The 18,902-nt window shown below is 71.1% G+C and carries 19 protein-coding genes; 7 read left to right on the plus strand and 12 right to left on the minus strand.

The genetic code is table 11. The features are described from left to right. Positions 1-9: 9 nt before the first annotated feature. Both ACFWJB_RS16225 and ACFWJB_RS16230 read right to left on the minus strand, forming a co-directional pair. Positions 10-1,173 (minus strand): DUF4190 domain-containing protein, encoded by a 1,164-nt coding sequence (locus tag ACFWJB_RS16225; RefSeq protein ID WP_385470248.1) that lies wholly within the window; start codon positions 1,171-1,173, stop codon positions 10-12. Between the two features lie 171 nt (positions 1,174-1,344). Beyond that, positions 1,345-2,175 (minus strand): oxidoreductase, encoded by an 831-nt coding sequence (locus ACFWJB_RS16230; RefSeq protein WP_385470246.1) that lies wholly within the window; start codon positions 2,173-2,175, stop codon positions 1,345-1,347. Positions 2,176-2,268: 93 nt separating this feature from the next. Here ACFWJB_RS16230 and ACFWJB_RS16235 point away from each other — a divergent pair, with 93 nt between their 5' ends. Beyond that, positions 2,269-3,174 (plus strand): LysR family transcriptional regulator, encoded by a 906-nt coding sequence (locus tag ACFWJB_RS16235; protein ID WP_385470244.1) that lies wholly within the window; start codon positions 2,269-2,271, stop codon positions 3,172-3,174. Between the two features lie 168 nt (positions 3,175-3,342). Here the strand turns inward: ACFWJB_RS16235 and ACFWJB_RS16240 are convergent, their stop codons facing one another. From ACFWJB_RS16240 to ACFWJB_RS16255, 4 genes are all read right to left on the minus strand, one after another. Next, positions 3,343-4,965, minus strand: a complete 1,623-nt coding sequence (locus ACFWJB_RS16240) for an MFS transporter (protein WP_386922868.1) — start codon at positions 4,963-4,965, stop codon at positions 3,343-3,345. 227 nt (positions 4,966-5,192) lie between these two features. Continuing rightward, on the minus strand, positions 5,193-5,666 hold the full coding sequence (locus ACFWJB_RS16245; RefSeq protein WP_385471310.1) for a MarR family winged helix-turn-helix transcriptional regulator: 474 nt from the start codon (positions 5,664-5,666) through the stop codon (positions 5,193-5,195). Positions 5,667-5,780: 114 nt separating this feature from the next. Continuing rightward, a complete protein-coding gene (locus ACFWJB_RS16250; RefSeq protein ID WP_385471307.1) occupies positions 5,781-6,815 on the minus strand; it encodes a LacI family DNA-binding transcriptional regulator in 1,035 nt (344 codons plus the stop codon). Beyond that, the gene (locus tag ACFWJB_RS16255; RefSeq protein ID WP_386922871.1) at positions 6,812-9,259 is read right to left on the minus strand and encodes a glycoside hydrolase family 2 protein; all 2,448 of its coding nucleotides are present in this window, start codon (positions 9,257-9,259) and stop codon (positions 6,812-6,814) included. The genes ACFWJB_RS16250 and ACFWJB_RS16255 overlap by 4 nt, the downstream gene beginning before the upstream one ends. Positions 9,260-9,531: 272 nt before the next feature. Between ACFWJB_RS16255 and ACFWJB_RS16260 the strand changes: the two genes are divergently transcribed. From ACFWJB_RS16260 to ACFWJB_RS16270, 3 genes are all read left to right on the plus strand, one after another. Then, positions 9,532-10,854 (plus strand): ABC transporter substrate-binding protein, encoded by a 1,323-nt coding sequence (locus tag ACFWJB_RS16260; RefSeq protein ID WP_385471300.1) that lies wholly within the window; start codon positions 9,532-9,534, stop codon positions 10,852-10,854. A 107-nt stretch (positions 10,855-10,961) separates the two neighbouring features. Next, entirely contained in the window at positions 10,962-11,936 is a 975-nt protein-coding gene (locus ACFWJB_RS16265) for a carbohydrate ABC transporter permease (protein WP_385471297.1), read from the plus strand. Beyond that, on the plus strand, positions 11,933-12,802 hold the full coding sequence (locus ACFWJB_RS16270; RefSeq protein ID WP_385471294.1) for a carbohydrate ABC transporter permease: 870 nt from the start codon (positions 11,933-11,935) through the stop codon (positions 12,800-12,802). The genes ACFWJB_RS16265 and ACFWJB_RS16270 overlap by 4 nt, the downstream gene beginning before the upstream one ends. Positions 12,803-12,927: 125 nt before the next feature. Here the strand turns inward: ACFWJB_RS16270 and ACFWJB_RS16275 are convergent, their stop codons facing one another. The 3 genes from ACFWJB_RS16275 to ACFWJB_RS16285 all read right to left on the minus strand — a co-directional run bounded on the left by ACFWJB_RS16275 (position 12,928) and on the right by ACFWJB_RS16285 (position 14,169). Next, positions 12,928-13,344 carry a PIN domain nuclease gene (locus tag ACFWJB_RS16275; protein WP_386922874.1) on the minus strand — a complete coding sequence of 139 codons (417 nt, stop codon included), beginning with the start codon at positions 13,342-13,344 and terminating at the stop codon, positions 12,928-12,930. Next, a complete protein-coding gene (locus ACFWJB_RS16280; protein WP_386922936.1) occupies positions 13,341-13,592 on the minus strand; it encodes a type II toxin-antitoxin system VapB family antitoxin in 252 nt (83 codons plus the stop codon). The genes ACFWJB_RS16275 and ACFWJB_RS16280 overlap by 4 nt, the downstream gene beginning before the upstream one ends. Positions 13,593-13,932: 340 nt before the next feature. Further along, positions 13,933-14,169 carry a hypothetical protein gene (locus ACFWJB_RS16285; RefSeq protein ID WP_386922876.1) on the minus strand — a complete coding sequence of 79 codons (237 nt, stop codon included), beginning with the start codon at positions 14,167-14,169 and terminating at the stop codon, positions 13,933-13,935. A 201-nt stretch (positions 14,170-14,370) separates the two neighbouring features. On the opposite strand from ACFWJB_RS16285, the gene ACFWJB_RS16290 reads away from it, so the two are divergent. Further along, entirely contained in the window at positions 14,371-14,640 is a 270-nt protein-coding gene (locus tag ACFWJB_RS16290; RefSeq protein WP_030774626.1) for a type II toxin-antitoxin system Phd/YefM family antitoxin, read from the plus strand. Continuing rightward, positions 14,633-14,896: a type II toxin-antitoxin system RelE/ParE family toxin gene (locus ACFWJB_RS16295; RefSeq protein WP_386922879.1), complete on the plus strand. Its 264-nt coding sequence runs from the start codon at positions 14,633-14,635 to the stop codon at positions 14,894-14,896. The genes ACFWJB_RS16290 and ACFWJB_RS16295 overlap by 8 nt, the downstream gene beginning before the upstream one ends. Before the next feature lie 84 nt (positions 14,897-14,980). Here ACFWJB_RS16295 and ychF read toward each other — a convergent pair whose 3' ends face one another. Beyond that, positions 14,981-16,069, minus strand: coding sequence for a redox-regulated ATPase YchF (gene ychF, locus ACFWJB_RS16300; RefSeq protein WP_385471284.1), 1,089 nt, complete (start codon positions 16,067-16,069; stop codon positions 14,981-14,983). 175 nt (positions 16,070-16,244) lie between these two features. Here ychF and ACFWJB_RS16305 point away from each other — a divergent pair, with 175 nt between their 5' ends. Beyond that, a complete protein-coding gene (locus ACFWJB_RS16305; protein WP_385471281.1) occupies positions 16,245-16,865 on the plus strand; it encodes a DUF6542 domain-containing protein in 621 nt (206 codons plus the stop codon). Between the two features lie 219 nt (positions 16,866-17,084). Here the strand turns inward: ACFWJB_RS16305 and ppgK are convergent, their stop codons facing one another. Together ppgK and ACFWJB_RS16315 are read right to left on the minus strand one after the other, a co-directional pair. After that, positions 17,085-17,825 carry a polyphosphate--glucose phosphotransferase gene (gene ppgK / locus ACFWJB_RS16310; protein ID WP_385469320.1) on the minus strand — a complete coding sequence of 247 codons (741 nt, stop codon included), beginning with the start codon at positions 17,823-17,825 and terminating at the stop codon, positions 17,085-17,087. 52 nt (positions 17,826-17,877) lie between these two features. Beyond that, entirely contained in the window at positions 17,878-18,891 is a 1,014-nt protein-coding gene (locus ACFWJB_RS16315) for a 4-hydroxy-3-methylbut-2-enyl diphosphate reductase (protein ID WP_386922882.1), read from the minus strand. Between the last annotated feature and the right edge of the window lie 11 nt (positions 18,892-18,902).

Consider the following 18,902-nt stretch of genomic DNA (forward strand, 5'->3'; position numbering starts at 1 on the left):
TGGACGCCCTCACACCTCCATGCCGGCACCGGCTCCCCCGCCGCCGCCGTCCTCGTCGTAGACCGGCGGCGTCGTCGCCAGACCCAGAGCCTTGCGGGCCGTGACCGTCGAGTCGGCCTCGACGAGCGCGAAGGCCTTGTCGAGGTGCTCGTAGTACGTGTCGGCGTCGGCGGCCCCGGACGCCAGGTCCCATTCCTCCCGCGCCGCCTCCAGGTCGCGGACCAGGTCGGCGACCGGCTGCTCGGCGCCCGCGGACCAGCCGTGCCCGCGCAGCATCCGGGTCTCCCGGTCCAGCGCCGTCGACATCCGTACCGCCCAGGACCGGTAGCCCGCGAGGTCGTCCTCGACGGTCTCCGCCTCCGGGACCGCGTCCATGGCCAGGTTGAGCTGGAACTCCGCCGACAAGTACGTGTGCTGGTCGGGGTCGAGCCGCGTGCCGTCGTTGCGCAGCGAGCCGGTGAGCGTCCCCTCCTCGTCCGTGTTGCCGAACAGGCAGGTGATCTCCCGGTCGCCCGCCCGCCAGCTCGGCCGGGTCGGCGTCAGGTAGTACACGTCGACGTCCGCGGGCAGGGCCCAGCGGTCCATGGCGTAGGTGTCCTGCAGCGCGTAGCACCGGTCGTCGGCGGAGCGGGCGACCTCGTCGTCACCGGGGTAGGCACCGCCGGGCAGGTCGAAGGCGGCGAACACCTCGCCGTCGTGCTCCTGGGCGCAGGGCACCACGTCGACGTCGTAGGTGACCCCCTGCAGGGACCCGCTGGGCGTGGTGAAGCACTGGCCCTCGGAGAGCGCGTACGCGGTGCCCTCGCCCCGCGCGGCGTCCCTGAAGCCGTGCCAGAAGTCGGCGGCGGCACCCGTGGAGAGCGACACCGCCCACAGGGCGAGCCCCACGGAGGACAGCACGGAACCGGCCACGGCGAACCCCTTGCCCCGCTCGCCCCGCCTCCTGATCTGGCGCAGGGCGATCAGCCCCAGCACGAGCCCGGCCGCCGGTACGAAGCAGAGCACGCCGAGCACGAACGCGGCGATGGCGACGCCGTTGACGGGCGCCTGCCGCGGGTACGGCCCGTAGGGGCCGCCCCAGACCGGCTGGGGCGGCTGCGGGGCGTACGGTCCCTGGGGGTACGGACCCGGGGAGTACGGTCCCTGGGGCCCAGGGGGCGGCGGTATGGACACGGGTGCCGTGCTCCTGATCCGTGCGGCGGCGCGAAGGCCCGCCGGGGCGGGAGCGGCCGCCCGGTACGCACGGCCGCGTGACTGAGCGCATGGTATGCGCGCGCCGGGCGGTGCGGTACGCGAGGACCGGGTACGGCGGCCCGGGGGGACGGTCCCCGGCCGGTGTGCGCCTCAGTCGTCGAAGCCCGTGGCCCGGGTGCGCTTCTCCCAGGCCGTCACGTCCGCCCGGACCTGCTCCAGGTGACCGAGGACCGCGCCGACGCCGTCGTCGCCGAGCGGCAGTCGCAGCGGGGTGTCGTCGGCCGCCAGCGCGTCGAGGACGAGGGCCGCCGCCTTGGCCGGGTCACCGGGCTGGCCGCCGTCGCCGCCGGTGACGAGCCCGCGGGTCTCGCTCACCTTGGCGTACACACCGCTGTCCGCGCTGAGCCCGGCCGCGCCGCTCGCGAACAGGCCGGTGCGGAAGGCGCCCGGCTCCACGATCAGCACCTTGATGCCGAACTCCCGCACCTCGTCGGCGAGCCCCTCGCTCATGCCCTCCAGCGCGAACTTGGTCCCGCTGTACGCCGAGAAGCCCGCGAAGGACATCTGCCCGCCCATGCTGCTCATCTGCACGATCGCGCCCGTCCGCCGTTCCCGCATGTGCGGCAGCACGGCCCGCGTCAGGGCGGCCGGCCCGAAGACGTGCACGTCGAACAGGGCGCGCAGCTCGTCCTCGCGGGTCTCCTCGAAGGCGCCGACGTGCGTGCGGCCCGCGTTGTTGACCAGGACGTCGATCCGCCCGTGCCGCTCGACCACGTCCCGCACGGCCGCCCCTGCGGCGGCCGTGTCGGCGACGTCCAGGCGCAGCGCCTCCATCTGGTCGGGGTGGGCGGCCACCAGGTCGTCGAGCCCCTCGGGCCGCCGTGCCGCGCCGACGACCACATCGCCCTGGGCGAGGGCCGCCTCGGCGATCGCCCGCCCGAAGCCGCTGCTCGCACCCGTGATCAGCCACACCCTGTTCATTCCGGCTCCTCGCCATTCGTTCTCCGCAACTGCCAACCACCCTGCCGGGAAAGCCGGTTGCCCGTCCAAGACCCACGGTGATAGCCAACGGTCATGACGACGGACGTGCATGTGCGGGAGCTGCGCTACTTCGCGGCGGTGGCCGAGGAACTGCACTTCACGCGGGCGGCGGAACGGCTGTACGTGTCCCAGCCGGCGCTGAGCAAGCAGATCCGGGCGCTGGAGCGGCAGTTGGGCACCGAGCTGTTCCGGCGCGAGCCGCGCGGGGTGACGCTCACCGAGGCGGGCACGGCCCTGCTGCCGTACGCCCGGCGGGTGCTGGCCGACTGGGCCGAGGGCGCGGCGGCGGTGCGGGCGGCGCGGCACGGCACCCTGGTGGTCGGCATGAGCACCAGCCCCGGGCGCGGTGGTCTGCTGCCGGCGATCCGCTCCCGCTTCACGGCGGCCCATCCCCAGGTGCGGCCGCGGCTGCGGCAGTCGAGCTGGCACGACCCGACCGCGGGCCTGGCCGACGGCACGGCCGACGTCGCCCACGTGTGGCTGCCGCTGCCCGACGCGGGCCGCTACGCGTGGACCACGGTCGCCGAGGAACCGCGCCTGGTCGCCCTCCCCGACACCCATCCGCTCGCGGCCGTGCCCGAGGTCGACTTCGCGGACCTGGCCGACGAGCCGTTCCTCGCCCTGCCGCCGGAGGCCGGCGTCCTGCGCGACTTCTGGCTGGCGCTGGACGAACGGCGTGACCTGGGCGTCCGCCCGCCGCGCGTCGGCGCGGAGATCGCCGGCACGGAGGAGACGTACGAGGCCCTCGTGGCCGGCCTCGGCATCTGTCTCGTGGCCGTGGGCAACGCCCCGCTGATCACCCTGGGCGGCGTCACCACCCGCCCGGTGCGCGGGCTGAGCCCGAGCCGCTACGTGCTCGCCTGGCGGCGGGAGGACGAGGAACGGACGCTGGTGCGGGGATACGTGGAGGCGTGCCGGCAGGTGGTCGCCCGCGGGTGACACGCACGCGGAGGTCCCGGACCGCCACCTCACCGTCGCCGAGGTCACCGCGGCGGAAGAGCGCACTGCGGGGCTGAGCCCGGCGGTACGGCCGCGGCCCACCGGACGGAGCGGCGCCGCCGGGGCCCACGCGGCCCGGCGGCGCCACTGCCCGTTGCGCCGGTGTGCTCAGTGAGCGGCGACGGCCACCCCGTCCTCGGTGCCGTCCGCCGTCTCCTCGGCGCGGCCCCTGATGCCGGCGACCGCGGCCACCGCACCGATCAGGCCCAGGATCCCGGTCACGGTGACGGCGGAGTGCAGACCGTTCACGAACGCCTGGCCACTGCCCTCGACGACCGCGGCCCTGATCTGCGCCGGCATGTCGGAGGAGACCGGTGCGATGCCCATCGCGACGGCGTCCTCGGCCTTCTCGAGCCCGTGGGCCAGAGGTACCGGGACGCCCGCGCCGGTGAGCTCGCCGAACAGCGAGGAACCGACCTTGCCGGCGATCACGGAGACCAGCACGGAGGTGCCGAGGGCGCCGCCGATCTGCAGCATGGTGGACTGCAGGCCGGAGGCCACACCGCCGTCCCGGACCGGCGCGCTGCCGATGATCGCCGCGGCGGTGGCGGGCAGCACGATGCCGACGCCGAGGCCCATCGCGATGAACGGCGGCCACATGGTCGCGTAGGAGGAGTCGACGGTCCAGGTGAGCATGCCGAACATGGCCGCGGCCGAGAGGACCAGACCGAGCGGGATCGTGACACGGGGCCCGAAGCGCGTGGTGAGCTGGGAGCCGACCGGGGAGGCGAACAGCGAGGCGATGGACATCGGCAGCGTGCTGACGCCGGCCTCGACCGGCGTGTAGCCGCGCACGTTCTGCAGGTACAGCATGATGAAGAAGATGCCGCCGAGCATGACGAAGAAGTTCAGCAGGGTCATCACCGCGCCGGTGGTCAGCGAACGGTTGCGGAACAGGCGCATCGGCAGCAGCGGGTGCTCCTGCCGGGTCTCGTACCAGCCGAAGAGGACCAGGAGCACCAGGCCGAGGGCGATGGTGCCGAGGGTGCCGGCGGACGCCCAGCCCCACGTCTCGGCCTTGACGATGCCGAGGACGAGCGCGAGCAGCCCCGCGGCGAGCAGGACGACACCGGCGACGTCGAAGCGTTGGCGGCCGGTGGAGTTCCTGGACTCGGCGAGGACCGACATGCTGAACAGCAGGGCGACGACGCCGATCGGCGCGTTCAGGTAGAAGACCCACGTCCAGTCGACGTGCTCGACGAGCAGGCCGCCGATGATGGGCCCCAGCGACGTCGAGACGGCCGAGACCATGCCCCAGATGCCCACCGCGAGCGGGAACTTCCTCGGCGGGAAGACGGCACGCAGGATGCCCAGGGTGTTGGGCATCAGGATGCCGCCGCACAGTCCCTGGAGGGCGCGGAAGACGATGACGCCCTCGATGCTGCCCACCAGGCCGATGGCGACCGAGGTGACGACGAAGCCGCCGACGCCCGCGAGGTAGTGGAAGCGCCGGCCGAACCGGTCGCCGAGCCTGCCGCCGAGGATCATCGAGGCCGCGAGCGCGAGCAGGTAGGAGTTGGTGACCCATTGCAGCTCCGCGGTGCTCGCCCCGAGGTCCTTGCCGATCGCGGGGTTGGCGATGGCGACGACGGAACCGTCGAGCTGCACCATGAGCAGGCCGAACGAGACTGCGATCAGAGCGAGCCAGGGGTTGCCCCGGCGGTCCGCGGACTTCCGGCGCTCGGAAGCAGCCGTGGGCGGGACGGAGTTGCCCACTGAAGGGGACGCCATGAAAGTGGCCGTTTCTCTTTCGAAGGAAATGTACGAAGTGCGCGACGAGCGGCCGCACGGCGGCACCCGGGGCCGGCCCCGCCGGCGGACGCCGGGGGGCGGGGTGGGTGCGTGGGCGCAGGCCGGGACCGAGGGCTGCCGCCAGGGGCGTCCCTCGGGACATGGGAGGACGGCGGGAGGCCTGACGCCTCACCGCTCGTGCGTGCGCGAGCCGGTGACCCTGCCGGTCAGCCGGCCGCGGGGTGGAGGTGGCGGCTCAACGCGCTCAGCGCGCCGAGGGCGGACCCGAGTGCGTCCAACTCACCCTCGGTGAGCGACAGCATCGCGTGACCGAGGTGCTCCTGTTCGAGGGCGGACACCTCGGAGATCCGCTGCCGGGAGGACGCGGTGAGGTGGAGGTGGGCGATCCGCCTGTCGGCGCCGTCCTGCCGGCGCTCCAGCTCCCCCAGCTCCGTGAGCCGGGACACCAGGGCGCTGACGTTGTTGGGCTTCATCAGCAGTGCCGCGGCCGCCTCGCGCACCGTCGCGCCTTCATGCTGGGCGACGAACCGCAGCAGCGCGAGCTGCCCCTCGGGCGGCTTGGGGTGCGGGTACTCGCTCGCGATGCGCCGCTCCAGGGCCCGGTGCAGCGCGGGCAGGCACGCCGCGAGCCCGGAGGCCACGTGGTCGATGCGCTGCTCGGAGGCACTGCTGTCGGGCATACGGAGACTATAGGTATGGCCTCATACCTATGTCAAAACCGCGGAGATTCCAGCGGCACGCGAAGGGGCGCGGCATCGCGCCGCGCCCCTTCCACCGTCCGTACCCCGCCGGCCCTAGGTCCTGGAGGGAGGCGAGGCGGTCGACGCCCTCGGCACCAGCGACGGCGTCGGGACGGGCAGGGACGTCACGTCGTGGCCCGCGAGCACCTCGAACAGCACCCGTGCGACCTGCGCCCCGAAGCCGTGCACGTCGTGGCTCATCGCCGACAGCGTGGGATGCGTCAGCCGGCACAGCTGGGAGTCGTCCCACGCCAGCAGCGACAGGTCGTCCGGCACGGAGACGCCCATCTCGGCGGCGACACCGAGTCCGGCGACCGCCATGATGTCGTTGTCGTAGAGGATCGCCGTGGGCCGCTCGGCGGACAGCAGCAGGGAACGGGTGGCGCGCGCGCCGTCCTCGCCCGAGAAGCCCGTCTCGACGTGCGGGCCGCGTTCGAGGCCGAGTTCGCCCAGGGTCCGCTCGAACGCGGTCGTCCGGATGGCGCTGTGCCCGAGCCCGCGGGGGCCGCCCACGTGGGCGATGCGCCGGTGCCCCAGCACCGCCAGGTAGCGCACCGCCTCGGCGACGGCGGCGGCGTCGTCGGTCCACACCGACGGGAATCCGCCGGTGAGGGACGGGTGGCCGACCGCCACCGCCGGGAGGCCGATCCGCCGCAGCGGGCCGATCCGCGGGTCCTCGTGATGGAAGTCGACCAGGATCGAGCCCCCCACCTGCCGCTCCCGCCACCAGCGCTCCTGAAGCCCGATCTCCTCCTCCAGCGAGCCGACCAGCCGCAGCAGCAACGAGCAGTCACGCTCGGCCAGCACGCTCTCGATGCCGGAGACGAACTCCATGTAGAACGGCTCCAGGCCCAGCAGCCGGGCCGGCCGGCAGATCGCCAGCCCGACGGTGTCGACGGACCGGCGCGACAGGCTGCGGGCCGAGGAGTTCGGGGCCCAGCCCAGTTGCCTGGCCGCCGCGAAGATCCGCTCCCGGGTGGCGTCGGAGACTCCCGGTTTGCCGTTGAACGCCAGGGACACGGCGCCCTTGGAGACGCCGGCGGCCGCGGCGACGTCCTTGATGGTGACGCGTACGGACGGTGCGCTCACGCCGGTTCCACGCAGAACAGTGCCGCCCGCACGGCGTTGGCCCCGGTCTCCGCCGCGCCCGTGACCCGCAGCCGGAGCCGCTCACCGGGAAGCAGGGTCCGCAGCCCGGTGTCGCAGACCGCGTCCGGTCCCAGCCGGTCGGCCTGCAGGAGGAGGTCGCGTACGAGGGTGTGTGCGGTTACCACGACCTCGACACTACCCGTCCGGTCACCCACCGGGGTCTCCACGACCAGGTCGTAGTCCGGGACCGGGTAGGCGAACTCCCGGTCCGTGACCGGCACGTGCACGCTGCGCAGGTCCGCACTGTCGGCGACGAGGAACTCGTCGGCGGTACGCCGGTCGGGGACCAGGTCCCGGGGCACTGACTGCCGGTGCACCGTACGGGCGGCGACGGTCACGTCGAGCACGTGCCCGGCCACTTCGGTGCCGTCCGCCCGCAGCCGGCGCAGGACCACGCGCGTCTGCCAGGGCTCGGCGGACTGGTTGACGACGGCGAGTACGGCGCCGTCGCCGCCGTCGCCCGGCTGGAGCGTGAGGAGCCGGTCCGCGTAGACCCGGCGCAGCTCGTGGTAGAGGGGCTTGAGCCGGCCGTCGCCGTCGATGGCCGCCCAGGAGCTGACCGGCCAGCAGTCGTTGATCTGCCAGACGACGGTGCCGGCGCACACGGGCCAGTGCGAGCGCCAGTGCTCGATCCCGGTGGCGACCGCGCGGGCCTGCACGACCTGGGTGAGGTAGTGCCAGCGGTCGAAGTCGTCCCCGGGCAGCACGAAGTGCCGCTCCACGCCCCGGTTCAGCTTGCCGTTGCCGTCCTCCGCCTTCTGGTGGTGCAGCATGCCGGGAGAGTCGGGCGCGAGTCGTTCGCCGGGCAGCGCGCGCCGCAGGGTCGCCATCGCGGGCGGCGCCTGCCAGCCGAACTCCGCCACGAAGCGGGGCACCGAGTCGCGGTACTCGGCGTAGTCCCGGCGGTTCCAGGCCTCCCACGAGTGGTGGGTGCCGTGGGCCGGGTCGTTGGGGTGGTGGGCCCAGGAGCCGGACCAGGGGCTGCCGGCGGTGTAGGGGCGGGTGGGGTCGAGTTCGGCGACGATCCTGGGAAGCAGGTCCAGGTAGTACCCGCCGCCCCAGGAGCCGCCGTCGAGCTGCGGCTCCCAGTCCCAGTCGCGGAAGCCCCAGAGGTTCTCGTTGTTGCCGTTCCACAGCACGAGTGAGGGGTGCGGCATCAACCGGACAACGTTGTCGCGCGCCTCGGCGTCGACCTCGCCGCGCAGTGGCTGCTCCTCGGGGTAGGCGGCGCAGGCGAAGAGGAAGTCCTGCCAGACCATGAGGCCCAGTTCGTCGCAGGCGTCGTAGAAGGCGTCGTCCTCGTAGATGCCGCCGCCCCAGATCCTGACCAGGTCCACGCCCGCGCCGGCCGCCTGACCGAGCCGGGTGCGGTAGCGCTCGGGTGTGATCCGGGACGGGAAGACGTCGTCGGGGATCCAGTTGACCCCGCGCGCGAAGATCCGTTCCCCGTTGACGACGAGGGTGAACCCGGTGCCGTGCTCGTCCGCCGAGCGGTCCAGTTCCACGGTCCGGAAGCCGATGCGCCGGCGCCAGGAGTCGAGGGGACGCTCCCCGGAACCCGGCCCGTCGCCGTCCTCGACGAGCGTCAACTCCAGCTCGTAGAGGGGCTGTTCGCCGTAGCCGCGGGGCCACCACAGGGAGACGTCGGGCACCTCCAGTGTCAGCACGGCGCGCGTCCCCTCCACGACGCCGCGGGTCTCCGCGAGGCCGTCCCCGACCCTGGCACGCACGGCGAGCGGGCGGGCCGTCCCCCGCGCGGTCCGCTCGACCTCGACACGCACCTCGACGCGGCCGGTGTCGCCGTGGACCGTCACCAGAGGGCGCACGCCGGCCAGCCGGGCCGTCGACCAGCGCTCCAGCCGGACCGGGCGCCACATACCGGCGGTCACCAGGGTCGGGCCCCAGTCCCAGCCGAAGCCGCACGCCATCTTGCGGATGTACTGGAACGGCTCCGGATAGACGTTGGGGCGCTCCCCCGTCAGCGCCCGTACCGAGGCCGCCTCGTCGTAGGCGGAGGCGAAGTCCACCTCCAGGAGACCGTGCCGACCCGTGACGTCGAAGCGGTAGCGCCGGTGCATGTTCCGGGTGCGGCCCAGTTCCCGCCCGTCCAGGGTGACGGTCGCCGCGGTGTCCAGTCCGTCGAAGACCAGGTCGGTCCGCTCGTACTCCTCCCCGGCGGTGTCGGTGGCCCGCAGGTCGCGGACGTAGGTCCAGGCCCGCCGTCCGACCCAGGCCACGCCCTTCTCGTTGATGCCGAGGAAGGGGTCCGGGATCAGTCCGGCGGTGAGCAGATCGGTGTGGACGCAGCCGGGAACGCGGGCGGGCAGCAGGCTCGCGCCGTGGCGGAGGTTCCAGTCCTCGGCGAGCGGGACGACTTCCTTCATGTACGGCTCCTTCGGCGGGACGGGCCCGGTGTCGTGGGCAACACGGCTCAACCTAACCTCCTGCTTGTGAACCGGTCTAGCCCTCCTCGCCCGACCCTGGCCGTCGCTGCGACTCAACGGGGACATGGGCATTCCGGCCCCTCGGCTCACCCCAGGTAACGATTGAGCATCGCGAGCGATCAGCGAGCTTTACCGGTTCACTGCCGACTGACATAGTCGCCGTCAGCCACCACCGGAGCCCGAGCCGTGATCCTTGGAAAGGAGCTGGGCGCATGGGGAAGAGAGCGCTGAGCGTCGCTCTGCTCGCCACCGCGACGCTGACCGTCGCGGGGTGCAGTGGAGGAGGGAGCCCGAACGCCGGCGAGACCGCCGCCGCGCCGGTGAACCCGGACGGCGTCTCGGGGGACATCACCGTGCTGACCAATCGCACCGACCTGGTCGAGGACGGGACGATGAAGAAGTACGCCGCCGAGTTCAACAGGACCTACCCCGGGGTGAAGGTCAGGTTCGAGGGCCTCACCGACTACGAGGGGGAGGTGAGGATCCGCATGAACACGGAGGACTACGGCGACGTCCTGCTGATCCCGTCGGCGGTCGCCAAGGGCGACTACCCCAAGTTCTTCGCGCCGCTCGGCGACACCTCGTCGATGAAGCCCACCTACCGCTTCACCGACAAGACGGACGTCGCCGGAAAGACCTACGGCATCGCCACCTTCGGGACCGCCAACGGACTCGTCTACAACAAGGCGCTGTGGAAGCAGGCCGGGATCACCGACTGGCCGACGACGCCCCAGCGGTTCCTCGACGATCTCAAGACCGTCAAGGACAGGACCGGAGCGACCCCGTACTACACCAACTTCAAGGACGGCTGGCCGCTCGAGAGCCCCTGGACCAACGGTGTCGGCTCCATCAGCTGCGACACCCGGGCCTCCGACAAACTCGCCGCGACGGACGAGCCCTGGGCCGAGGGCAACGACCTCAACACCCTCGACACCCTGCTCCATGACATCGTCCACGAGAAGCTGTCGGAGAAGGACCCGGCCACCACCAACTGGGAGAGCTCCAAGACCCTCCTGGCCAAGGGCAAGGTGGGCAGCATGATGCTCGGGTCCTGGGCGGTCGAGCAGATGCGGGACGCGGCCGAGGCGGCGGGGCGGAACCCCGACGACATCGGATTCATGCCGGTCCCCTCCCAGAAGGACGGCACGTTCTGCGCCACCCTGGTCTCCGACTACCAGCAGGCCGTCAACATCCACTCCGACCACAAGGAAGCCGCCCGGGCGTGGATCGACTGGTTCACCGAGAAGTCCGGCTACGCGGCCGAGGAGGGCGCCGTCTCCGCCCTGAAGTCCGAGGGGATGCCGTCGACACTCAAGGACTATGTTGACAACGATGTCAGGCTGATCGAGCGTTCCGAGGCCAGGACGGCCGACGTCAACGCCGTCGACAACGCCGCCGAGATCGGGCTCAACAAGCCCGACTACCGCAAGAAGCTCATCGACATCGCCCGCGGCGCCACGGACGGTTCGCTCGAGGGCTACTTCGACGACCTGAACAAGCGCTGGTCCGAGGCCAGGCAGACCGTCGGCTCCTGACCCGGCTCCCGCCCGAACCCAGCACCCGCCGGGTTCCCGCCCCGACCCCGGCGAGCGGGACCCGGCGCCCGGTGCCCTCGGCGGACGACGAAAGGCCCTGGCTCCCCATGACCCGAACCGCTTCCACGGCTTCACCACCCACCCCGGCGGCCGAGCCGGGCCCGATCGGCAGGCAGCGCTTCCGGCACCGCGCACGGACCGGCACCTCGTGGCGTGACCGGCCGCTGAGCAGGATCACTCCGTGGCTGTTCCTGCTGGCCCCGCTCGCCCTGCTGATCACGTTCACGTACGTGCCGGTGGGCAACATGATCTATTACAGCTTCACCGACTGGGACGGCGTCAGCCCCGACCGCACCTACGTCGGCACGGAGAACTACACCGAGATCTTCACCCGGCCCGAGCTGCTGCGGGTGTTCGCGGTGAGCTTCTACTACCTGGCGGCGTCCGCCGTGCAGATCGCCGTCGCCCTGTACTTCGCCACCGTCCTCAGCTTCGACCTGCGCTTCAGGAACCTGTTCAAGGGCATCCTGTTCTTCCCGTACCTGATCAACGGCGTCGCGATCGGCTTCGTCTTCCTGTACTTCTTCCAGGACGGCGGAACGCTCGACTCGGTCCTGTCCTGGTTCGGCGCCGGCACCGACCACGCCTGGCTGGGCTCTCCGGAGTCGGCCAACACCTCCATGGCCGGCGTGTCCGTGTGGCGCTTCACCGGCCTGAACTTCGTGCTGTTCCTCGGCGCGATCCAGTCGATCCCCGGCGAGCTCTACGAGGCCGCCCAACTGGACGGCGCGAGTCGCCGGCAGCAGTTCCGGCACATCATCGCGCCGAGCATCCGGCCGGTGCTGAGCCTGAGCGTCATCCTGGCGATCTCCGGATCTCTGTCCGTGTTCGAGATCCCGTACATCATGACCGGCGGTGCGACGGAGACCTCGACGTTCGTCATCCAGACGGTGAAGTTCGCCTTCCAGTTCAACAAGACCGGCCTGGCCTCGGCCTGTGCCGTGGTGCTGCTGGCGATCATCCTGGTGATCACCTGGCTCCAGCGCCGCCTCGTGCCCGACGAGAAGGTGGATCTCGTATGACCCTCACCGCCCCCGCCCGCCCACGGGAACGAGCGCGCCGTCGCCCGCGCGTCGGTACCGCCCTGACGTACCTGTCGCTGGTCGTCGCCTCCGTCGTGGTGCTGCTGCCGCTCGTCGTGATCTTCCTGACCTCGCTGAAGTCCTACGGGGAGATCTCCGACGGCCAGGGCGCCCTGGCGCTCCCGGACGACTGGCTCAACTTCTCCAACTACGCCACGGCCTTCACCGACGGCCATCTGCTGACGGCCTTCGGCAACACGGCCTTCATCCTGCTGTTCTCCATCACCGGAACCGTGATCATCGGCTCGATGACCGCCTACGCCATCGACCGCTTCGACTTCCGCCTCAAGAAGCTCGTCATGGCCCTGTTCCTGATCGCCACGCTGGTGCCGGCCGTGACGACGCAGGTCGCCACCTTCCAGGTCGTCAACAGCTTCGGGCTGTTCAACACCCGCTGGGCACCGATCCTGCTGTACATGGGCACCGACATCGTGGCCATCTACATCTTCCTTCAGTTCATCCGCGGCATCCCCCGGTCACTCGACGAGGCCGCGCGGCTCGACGGCGCCAACTCCTTCACCATCTACCGGAGGATCATCTTCCCGCTGCTGAAGCCGGCCATCGCGACCGTGGTCATCATCAAGGGCATCACCACGTACAACGACTTCTACATCCCCTTCCTCTACATGCCCTCCGAGGAGCTCGGGACCATGTCGACGGCCCTGTTCCGCTTCAAGGGGCCGTTCGGGGCGCACTGGGAGAACATCTCCGCCGGGGCCGTCCTCGTCATCGTGCCGACCCTCGTGATCTTCCTGTTCCTCCAGCGCTACATCTACAACGGCTTCGCCCAGGGGGCCACGAAGTAGCGATTTCCGCCGTCGTGAAACCGGCACGGTCCACATGGGGTCTGCGGACCACTGCGGACAGCACAGCGGCCTGACCTGCCTTCTTGCAGGTCAGGCCGTCACCGACCGCACCGGCCCACGTCGGCTCAGTCGGCCGTACCGGGCTCCACGACCCACTCGGCCTTCAACCCGCTCACCGAGGCGATCATGTCGAAGTCGCCGTCGTAGTGCAGGACCGTGGCCCGGTGCCGTTCAGCGGTTGCCGCGATGAGGACGTCGGCCAGCGACAGCGCGCGGTGGAAGCCGGCGTTCAGCGCCAGGCCCTGGATCTCGAGTGCCCGCTCGAACTCCTGATCGTTGCAGGGCAGGTAGTCGAAGCCGCGGAGCAGGGTACGCAGCCGCAGCGCTTCCGGCTTGCCGCGAGCCGAGTACAGGACCTCGTACTCCGTCGGGGCGCAGATCGAGAGGAGCCCGTCGCGGTCCAGCACATCCAGCCGTGCCCGCACCGCTGCGTTGCCCCGACGGGCCAGCGCCGACTTGTCGATGAGATAGCGTCCCTTCACGCCGCCGAGGCCCCGCCCCCACGCTTGAGCGTGCCGTCCGGATGACGCGGCCCGGTCTGCGACCGGATCTCCGCGAACGCCTCTTCGAACTCCCCCTCGTCGATGGCATCGAACAGCTCCCGGCGCAGCCGCAGCTTCACCCCCTCTTCCATGGCTGCCCGTACCGCAGCGGCCTTGGTCTTCACGCCGTACACCCGCATCGCCTGCTCGACGATCTCGTCGTCCAGATCAATCACAGTCCTGGCCATCATCCATCCCTCCGCAGCCCGACAACGCACTAACGATATCAATTTCGACTAAGGAATGACATCGAAAACGTCGACACGGGCGCGCCCTGTCCCCCTCGACGCCGTCCGCCACGTCCTCGCAGGGCGTCCCCTCACCCCTGCGATCATCACAGCCCTCAACCCGGTCACGCTCTCGGACAAGCGTGCTGCTCCGCAGACTCGCCGCGCATCGCGAGGTCGCCGCCTACCTGGCCTGCGAGGGTGAGTTCGACTTCGACCGTACCGACCCGATCGAGCCGATCGCCCTCCCCAACGGCCTCCCGGTGGAGCCCATCGCCGGCTGCAACGCGGGCGGCACCCACTACCTCTGCGGCCCGGCCGTTGGGGCGGCAATGAGGCGGTCGCGGACGGCGGGGTGGTCCGGGTGGTCGGCGAGGTAGTCGGCGTTGAGGGCCGGGGGTCGGATGCCGGCCAGGCCGTCGTGCCAGGACGGGAGGACGATGGCGAGGGTCAGGGCCTCGGCGAGGGACTCGGCGATGAGGGAGGCCCGGCCCTCGGAGTCGGTGTAGAGGACGGGGCGGGGGGCGCCGGGACGCACCGTCCCCGACGGTTTCCTCCCTCACGACCCGAATGAGAAGGACTCCGCCTTCGAGCCGATGCTCGAACCGTCGGTCGAGTAGGGCCGACCACCAGCACCCGTCCAGCCCGGTGGGAAGTCGTCCAGTACATCCAGCCCTACTCGGCCCGGCCCCACCTTGGACGATGGTGTACACATGGCACACTCGGTACGCTTGAGCGCATGACACAGCCGCTGCCCATAGAGTCCATCCGCGACGTGCGCGCTCACCTGGCCGAAGTCGTCGAACGGGCCGACCGCGACGACGTACCCACTGTCATCACCCGTCGCGGCAAGCAGGTCGCCGCCGTGGTCTCGATCGAGGTGCTTCGCAAGTACCAGGAGTGGGAAGAGCGCGAGATCAACCGCATCATCGACGAGCGCATGGCGAGCCCGGCCGTCGGCGTCCCGATCGAGGACGTGATGAGGGAGACGCTGGCACGCAGTGAGTGACTACCGCACGGTGTTCCGGCCCGAGGCTCAGGCCGAGCTGCGCAAGATCCCGCGTGAGATGGCGCTTCGCATCCTGGCCAAACTGACAGAGCTGGAAAGCGACCCCTTCGGTTTCAACACCACCCCACTCGTATCCCAGCCCGAGCGTCGCCGCCTACGGGTCGGCGACTACCGCGTCGTCTACACGATCGACAACGGGGAACTGGTGGTGTGGGTCGTCCACGTCGGACACCGCTCCACGGTCTACGACACGTAGCTGCTCCAGGTTCTGCGGACTGCCGCGGACAGCACAACGGCCTGACCTGCTTTCTCGCAGGTCAGGCCGTTTGCCCACGTCCAATCAGACGTTGAACCTGAACTCCACCACGTCGCCGTCCTGCATGACGTAGTCCTTGCCCTCCATGCGCGCCTTGCCCTTGGCGCGGGCCTCCGGCACCGAGCCCGTCTCGACCAGGTCGTCGAAGGAGATGACCTCCGCCTTGATGAAGCCCTTCTGGAAGTCGGTGTGGATGACACCGGCGGCCTCGGGGGCGGTGGCGCCCTTCTTGATGGTCCAGGCGCGGGACTCCTTGGGACCGGCCGTCAGGTAGGTCTGCAGGCCGAGGGTGCGGAAGCCGACGTGGGCGAGGGTGGCGAGGCCGGGCTCGTCCTGGCCGACGGACTGGAGCAGCTCCAGGGCCTCGTCCTCCTCCAGCTCGGCGAGGTCCGCCTCCAGCTTGGCGTTGAGGAAGATCGCCTCGGCGGGGGCCACCAGGGCGCGCTGCTCGTTCTTGAAGTCCTCGTCGGTGAGCTCGTCCTCGTCGACGTTGAAGACGTAGAGGAAGGGCTTGGTGGTGAGGAGGTGCAGGTCGTGCAGGAGCTCGTTGCGCTCGGTGCCCTGGACGATGCCGTGGGCGAAGAGCGTGTCGCCCTTCTCCAGGATCTCCTTGGCCTCCTCGACCGCCTTGACCTTGGGCGCCACGTCCTTCTTGATCCGCGACTCCTTCTGGAGGCGGGGCAGGACCTTCTCGATGGTCTGGAGGTCGGCGAGGATCAGCTCGGTGTTGATCGTCTCGATGTCGTCCTTCGGCGAGACCTTGCCGTCGACGTGGACGACGTTCTCGTCCTTGAAGGCGCGGATGACCTGGCAGATCGCGTCGGACTCGCGGATGTTGGCCAGGAACTTGTTGCCCAGGCCCTCGCCCTCGCTCGCGCCGCGCACGATGCCCGCGATGTCCACGAAGTCGACCGTCGCCGGGAGGACCTTCTCGGAGGAGAAGATCTCGGCCAGTTTCGCCAGGCGGGGGTCGGGGACGCCCACGACGCCGACGTTGGGCTCGATCGTGGCGAACGGGTAGTTGGCCGCGAGCACGTCGTTCTTGGTCAGGGCGTTGAACAGGGTCGACTTGCCGACATTCGGCAGACCGACGATTCCGATCGTGAGCGACACGTTGCGACTTCCCGTACGTGAGGATGCGGAGGGCGGGGCAGGCCAGACTGGGCCGATCCACCAGTCTACGGGGTGTCCGGTAACGGCCACGCCGGGCGTCGAACGCCTGGCCGGGCCTCGCCCCACGGCGTGTCTGTCGGGCTATTCGGCACATTAACCGACCTAAGTTGGTCCAGTGGAGCAACACAGGACGCGACCTGCGCAGTACGGACCGCGACGAGACCGGACGCCGTTGCCCCCGCAGGGGCGGGGTGCCGGGGGCGGGGCGGTGAGACCGCCGGCCGGGTCCGCCGGTCCGGGCGGGGGAGGTGGGCCGCGTCGTCCGCCGGCGGTGGCCGGGCCCCGGCCCGGGGCGCCGGTGCCGCCCGCGCTGCGGGTCCTGCGGCGGGTGCGCGCGACGCCCAACCCCCGGCTCACCGGGCTGGGCAGCGGCCTGTTCTGCGCGGCGGTGATGGTCGCGCTCGGGTTCCTCGACCGGCTGCTGTTCGGCGGGTCCCCCACCGTCTACGGCGTGCTGTTCCTGCCGGTGTGCGTGCTGACGGCGTTCTGGGTGCGCAGGGGCGACCTGCTGACCGCGCCCGTCGTGCTGCCGATCGCGTTCGCCTCGGGCCTGGTGACGGTCGCCGAGCGCGGGGACGGGATCGGCGGGCGGCTGATGGGGCTCGTGACCGCGCTGGCCACCGAGGCCGGCTGGCTCTACGGCGGCACGCTGCTCGCCGGGTCCATCGTGCTCGTCCGGCGGATCAGACTGGTGCGCCGCCGCGCCGCCACCGCCCGGACCCGCCCGCCGGCGTGACGCTCCGGGCCGGGGCGCCGTGACCCTCGGCCGGTGCGACAGCCGGGCCATGCGCCGGGCCGGGCCGCGGGGCGGCGTGCGGCCCGGCGCACGGACGGCCGGGGCGCGGGACCGACCGCAGGGCACGGCCCCGGCACGAGGGCGGGGAGGTGACCGGCGCGCCATGGCGGCCGGACCGGAACACCGGCGGGCGGCCGGGGCCGCGCCCGTGCCTGCCGGTCAGCCGGCCGCGCGCATCGCCGCGCCCACGATGCCCGCGTTGTTCTGCAGCTGCGCCGGCACGATCTCCGCCTGGATGCCCTCGAGGTAGTGCAGGAACTTGTGGGACTTGCGGCTGACCCCGCCGCCGAGGATGAACAGCTCGGGCGAGAACAGCATCTCGACGTGGGCGAGGTACTTCCGGACCCGGTGGGCCCACTGCTCCCACGACAGGTCGCGGTCGTCCTTGACCTTGCTGGAGGCCCGCTTCTCCGCGTCGTGCCCGTCCAGCTCGAGGTGGCCCAGCTCGCTGTTGGGCACGAGGACGCCGTCGGTGAAGACGGCGCTGCCGATGCCCGTGCCGAAGGTGAGCAGGACGACCGTCCCCTTCCGGCCGCGGCCGGCACCGAAGTGCATCTCGGCGACGCCCGCCGCGTCCGCGTCGTTGACGACCGTGACGTCCAGCCCGCCGAGCCGCTCGCTGAAGAGGGCACGCGCGTCCGTGTCGACCCAGCTCTTGTCGACGTTGGCCGCCGTACGGACCGTGGCGCCGCCGGTGACGACGCCGGGGAAGGTCAGTCCGACCGGGCCGGTCCAGCCGAAGTGGTCGACGACCTGCTTCACCCCGTCGGCCACCCCGTCGGGGGTCGCCGGGTGCGGGGTGAGCACCTTGTGGCGCTCCTGGGCCAGGTCGCCCCTGTCGAGGTCCACAGGGGCGCCCTTGATCCCGGATCCGCCGATGTCCACGCCGAAGATCTCCATGGCTCCACGTTACGACGGGCCACCGACCGTCACGCGGGCGGTGCGGGGACGGTCAGGCCCCCGTACCGGAACCGCCCCGTCCGGCCACCAGTGCGGCGGCCTCCTCGCGCAGGTCGCGGCGGAGTTCCTTGGGCAGCGAGAAGGTGATCGACTCCTCGGCGGCCTTGACGATCTCCACGTCCTCGAAGCCGCGCGGCGCCAGCCACTCCAGGACCTGCTCGACCAGGACGTCGGGGACGGACGCGCCGGAGGTGACGCCGACCGTGGTCACGCCCTCCAGCCAGGCCTCGTCGATCTCGTCGGCGAAGTCCACCAGGTGGGCGTCCCGCGCGCCGGCCTGCTTGGCGACCTCGACCAGCCGCTTGGAGTTGGAGGAGTTGCGCGAGCCGACGACGATCACCAGGTCGGCCTCGGCGCCCATCTGCTTCACCGCGAGCTGACGGTTCTGCGTGGCGTAGCAGATGTCGTCGCTCGGCGGCGAGAGGAGCTGCGGGAACTTGTCCTTGAGCGCGTCGACGGTCTCCATGGTCTCGTCGACGGAGAGGGTGGTCTGCGACAGCCACACCACCTTCGACGGGTCGCGGACCTCGACCTTCGCCACGTCCTCGGGGCCGTCGACGAGCTGGATGTGGTCGGGGGCCTCGCCCGAGGTGCCGATGACCTCTTCGTGGCCCTCGTGGCCGATCAGGAGGATGTCGTAGTCGTCGTTCGCGAAGCGGACGGCTTCCTTGTGCACCTTGGTGACGAGCGGGCAGGTGGCGTCGATGGTGGCGAGCCGGCCGCGTTCGGCCTCCTCGTGGACGACGGGGGCCACGCCGTGCGCGGAGAACATGACGATGTTCCCCGGCGGGACCTCCTCCGTCCGCTCGACGAAGATCGCGCCCTTCTTCTCGAGGGTCTGCACGACGTACTTGTTGTGGACGATCTCGTGCCGGACGTAGACGGGGGCCCCGTACTGCTCCAGGGCCTTCTCGACGGCGATCACGGCGCGGTCCACACCCGCGCAGTAACCACGGGGGGCGGCGAGCAGGACACGGCGGCCAGGCGAAGCGGTCATGGGACCCATCGTAAGGCCGC

The sequence above is a fragment of the Streptomyces sp. NPDC127100 genome (assembly GCF_042724095.1).
In the GTDB taxonomy this organism is placed as follows: Bacteria; Actinomycetota; Actinomycetes; order Streptomycetales; family Streptomycetaceae; genus Streptomyces.

What these genes read in the sequence shown, in the direction of transcription:
- ACFWJB_RS16230 (WP_385470246.1), bottom strand. Translation starts at nt 2,175, where the DNA reads ATGAACAGGGTGTGGCTGATCACGGGTGCGAGCAGCGGCTTCGGGCGG.
- ACFWJB_RS16235 (WP_385470244.1), top strand. Translation starts at nt 2,269, where the DNA reads ATGACGACGGACGTGCATGTGCGGGAGCTGCGCTACTTCGCGGCGGTG.
- ACFWJB_RS16240 (WP_386922868.1), bottom strand. Translation starts at nt 4,965, where the DNA reads ATGGCGTCCCCTTCAGTGGGCAACTCCGTCCCGCCCACGGCTGCTTCC.
- ACFWJB_RS16245 (WP_385471310.1), bottom strand. Translation starts at nt 5,666, where the DNA reads ATGCCCGACAGCAGTGCCTCCGAGCAGCGCATCGACCACGTGGCCTCC.
- ACFWJB_RS16255 (WP_386922871.1), bottom strand. Translation starts at nt 9,259, where the DNA reads ATGAAGGAAGTCGTCCCGCTCGCCGAGGACTGGAACCTCCGCCACGGC.
- ACFWJB_RS16260 (WP_385471300.1), top strand. Translation starts at nt 9,532, where the DNA reads ATGGGGAAGAGAGCGCTGAGCGTCGCTCTGCTCGCCACCGCGACGCTG.
- ACFWJB_RS16265 (WP_385471297.1), top strand. Translation starts at nt 10,962, where the DNA reads ATGACCCGAACCGCTTCCACGGCTTCACCACCCACCCCGGCGGCCGAG.
- ACFWJB_RS16270 (WP_385471294.1), top strand. Translation starts at nt 11,933, where the DNA reads ATGACCCTCACCGCCCCCGCCCGCCCACGGGAACGAGCGCGCCGTCGC.
- ACFWJB_RS16280 (WP_386922936.1), bottom strand. Translation starts at nt 13,592, where the DNA reads ATGGCCAGGACTGTGATTGATCTGGACGACGAGATCGTCGAGCAGGCG.
- ACFWJB_RS16290 (WP_030774626.1), top strand. Translation starts at nt 14,371, where the DNA reads ATGACACAGCCGCTGCCCATAGAGTCCATCCGCGACGTGCGCGCTCAC.
- ppgK (WP_385469320.1), bottom strand. Translation starts at nt 17,825, where the DNA reads ATGGAGATCTTCGGCGTGGACATCGGCGGATCCGGGATCAAGGGCGCC.
- ACFWJB_RS16315 (WP_386922882.1), bottom strand. Translation starts at nt 18,891, where the DNA reads ATGGGTCCCATGACCGCTTCGCCTGGCCGCCGTGTCCTGCTCGCCGCC.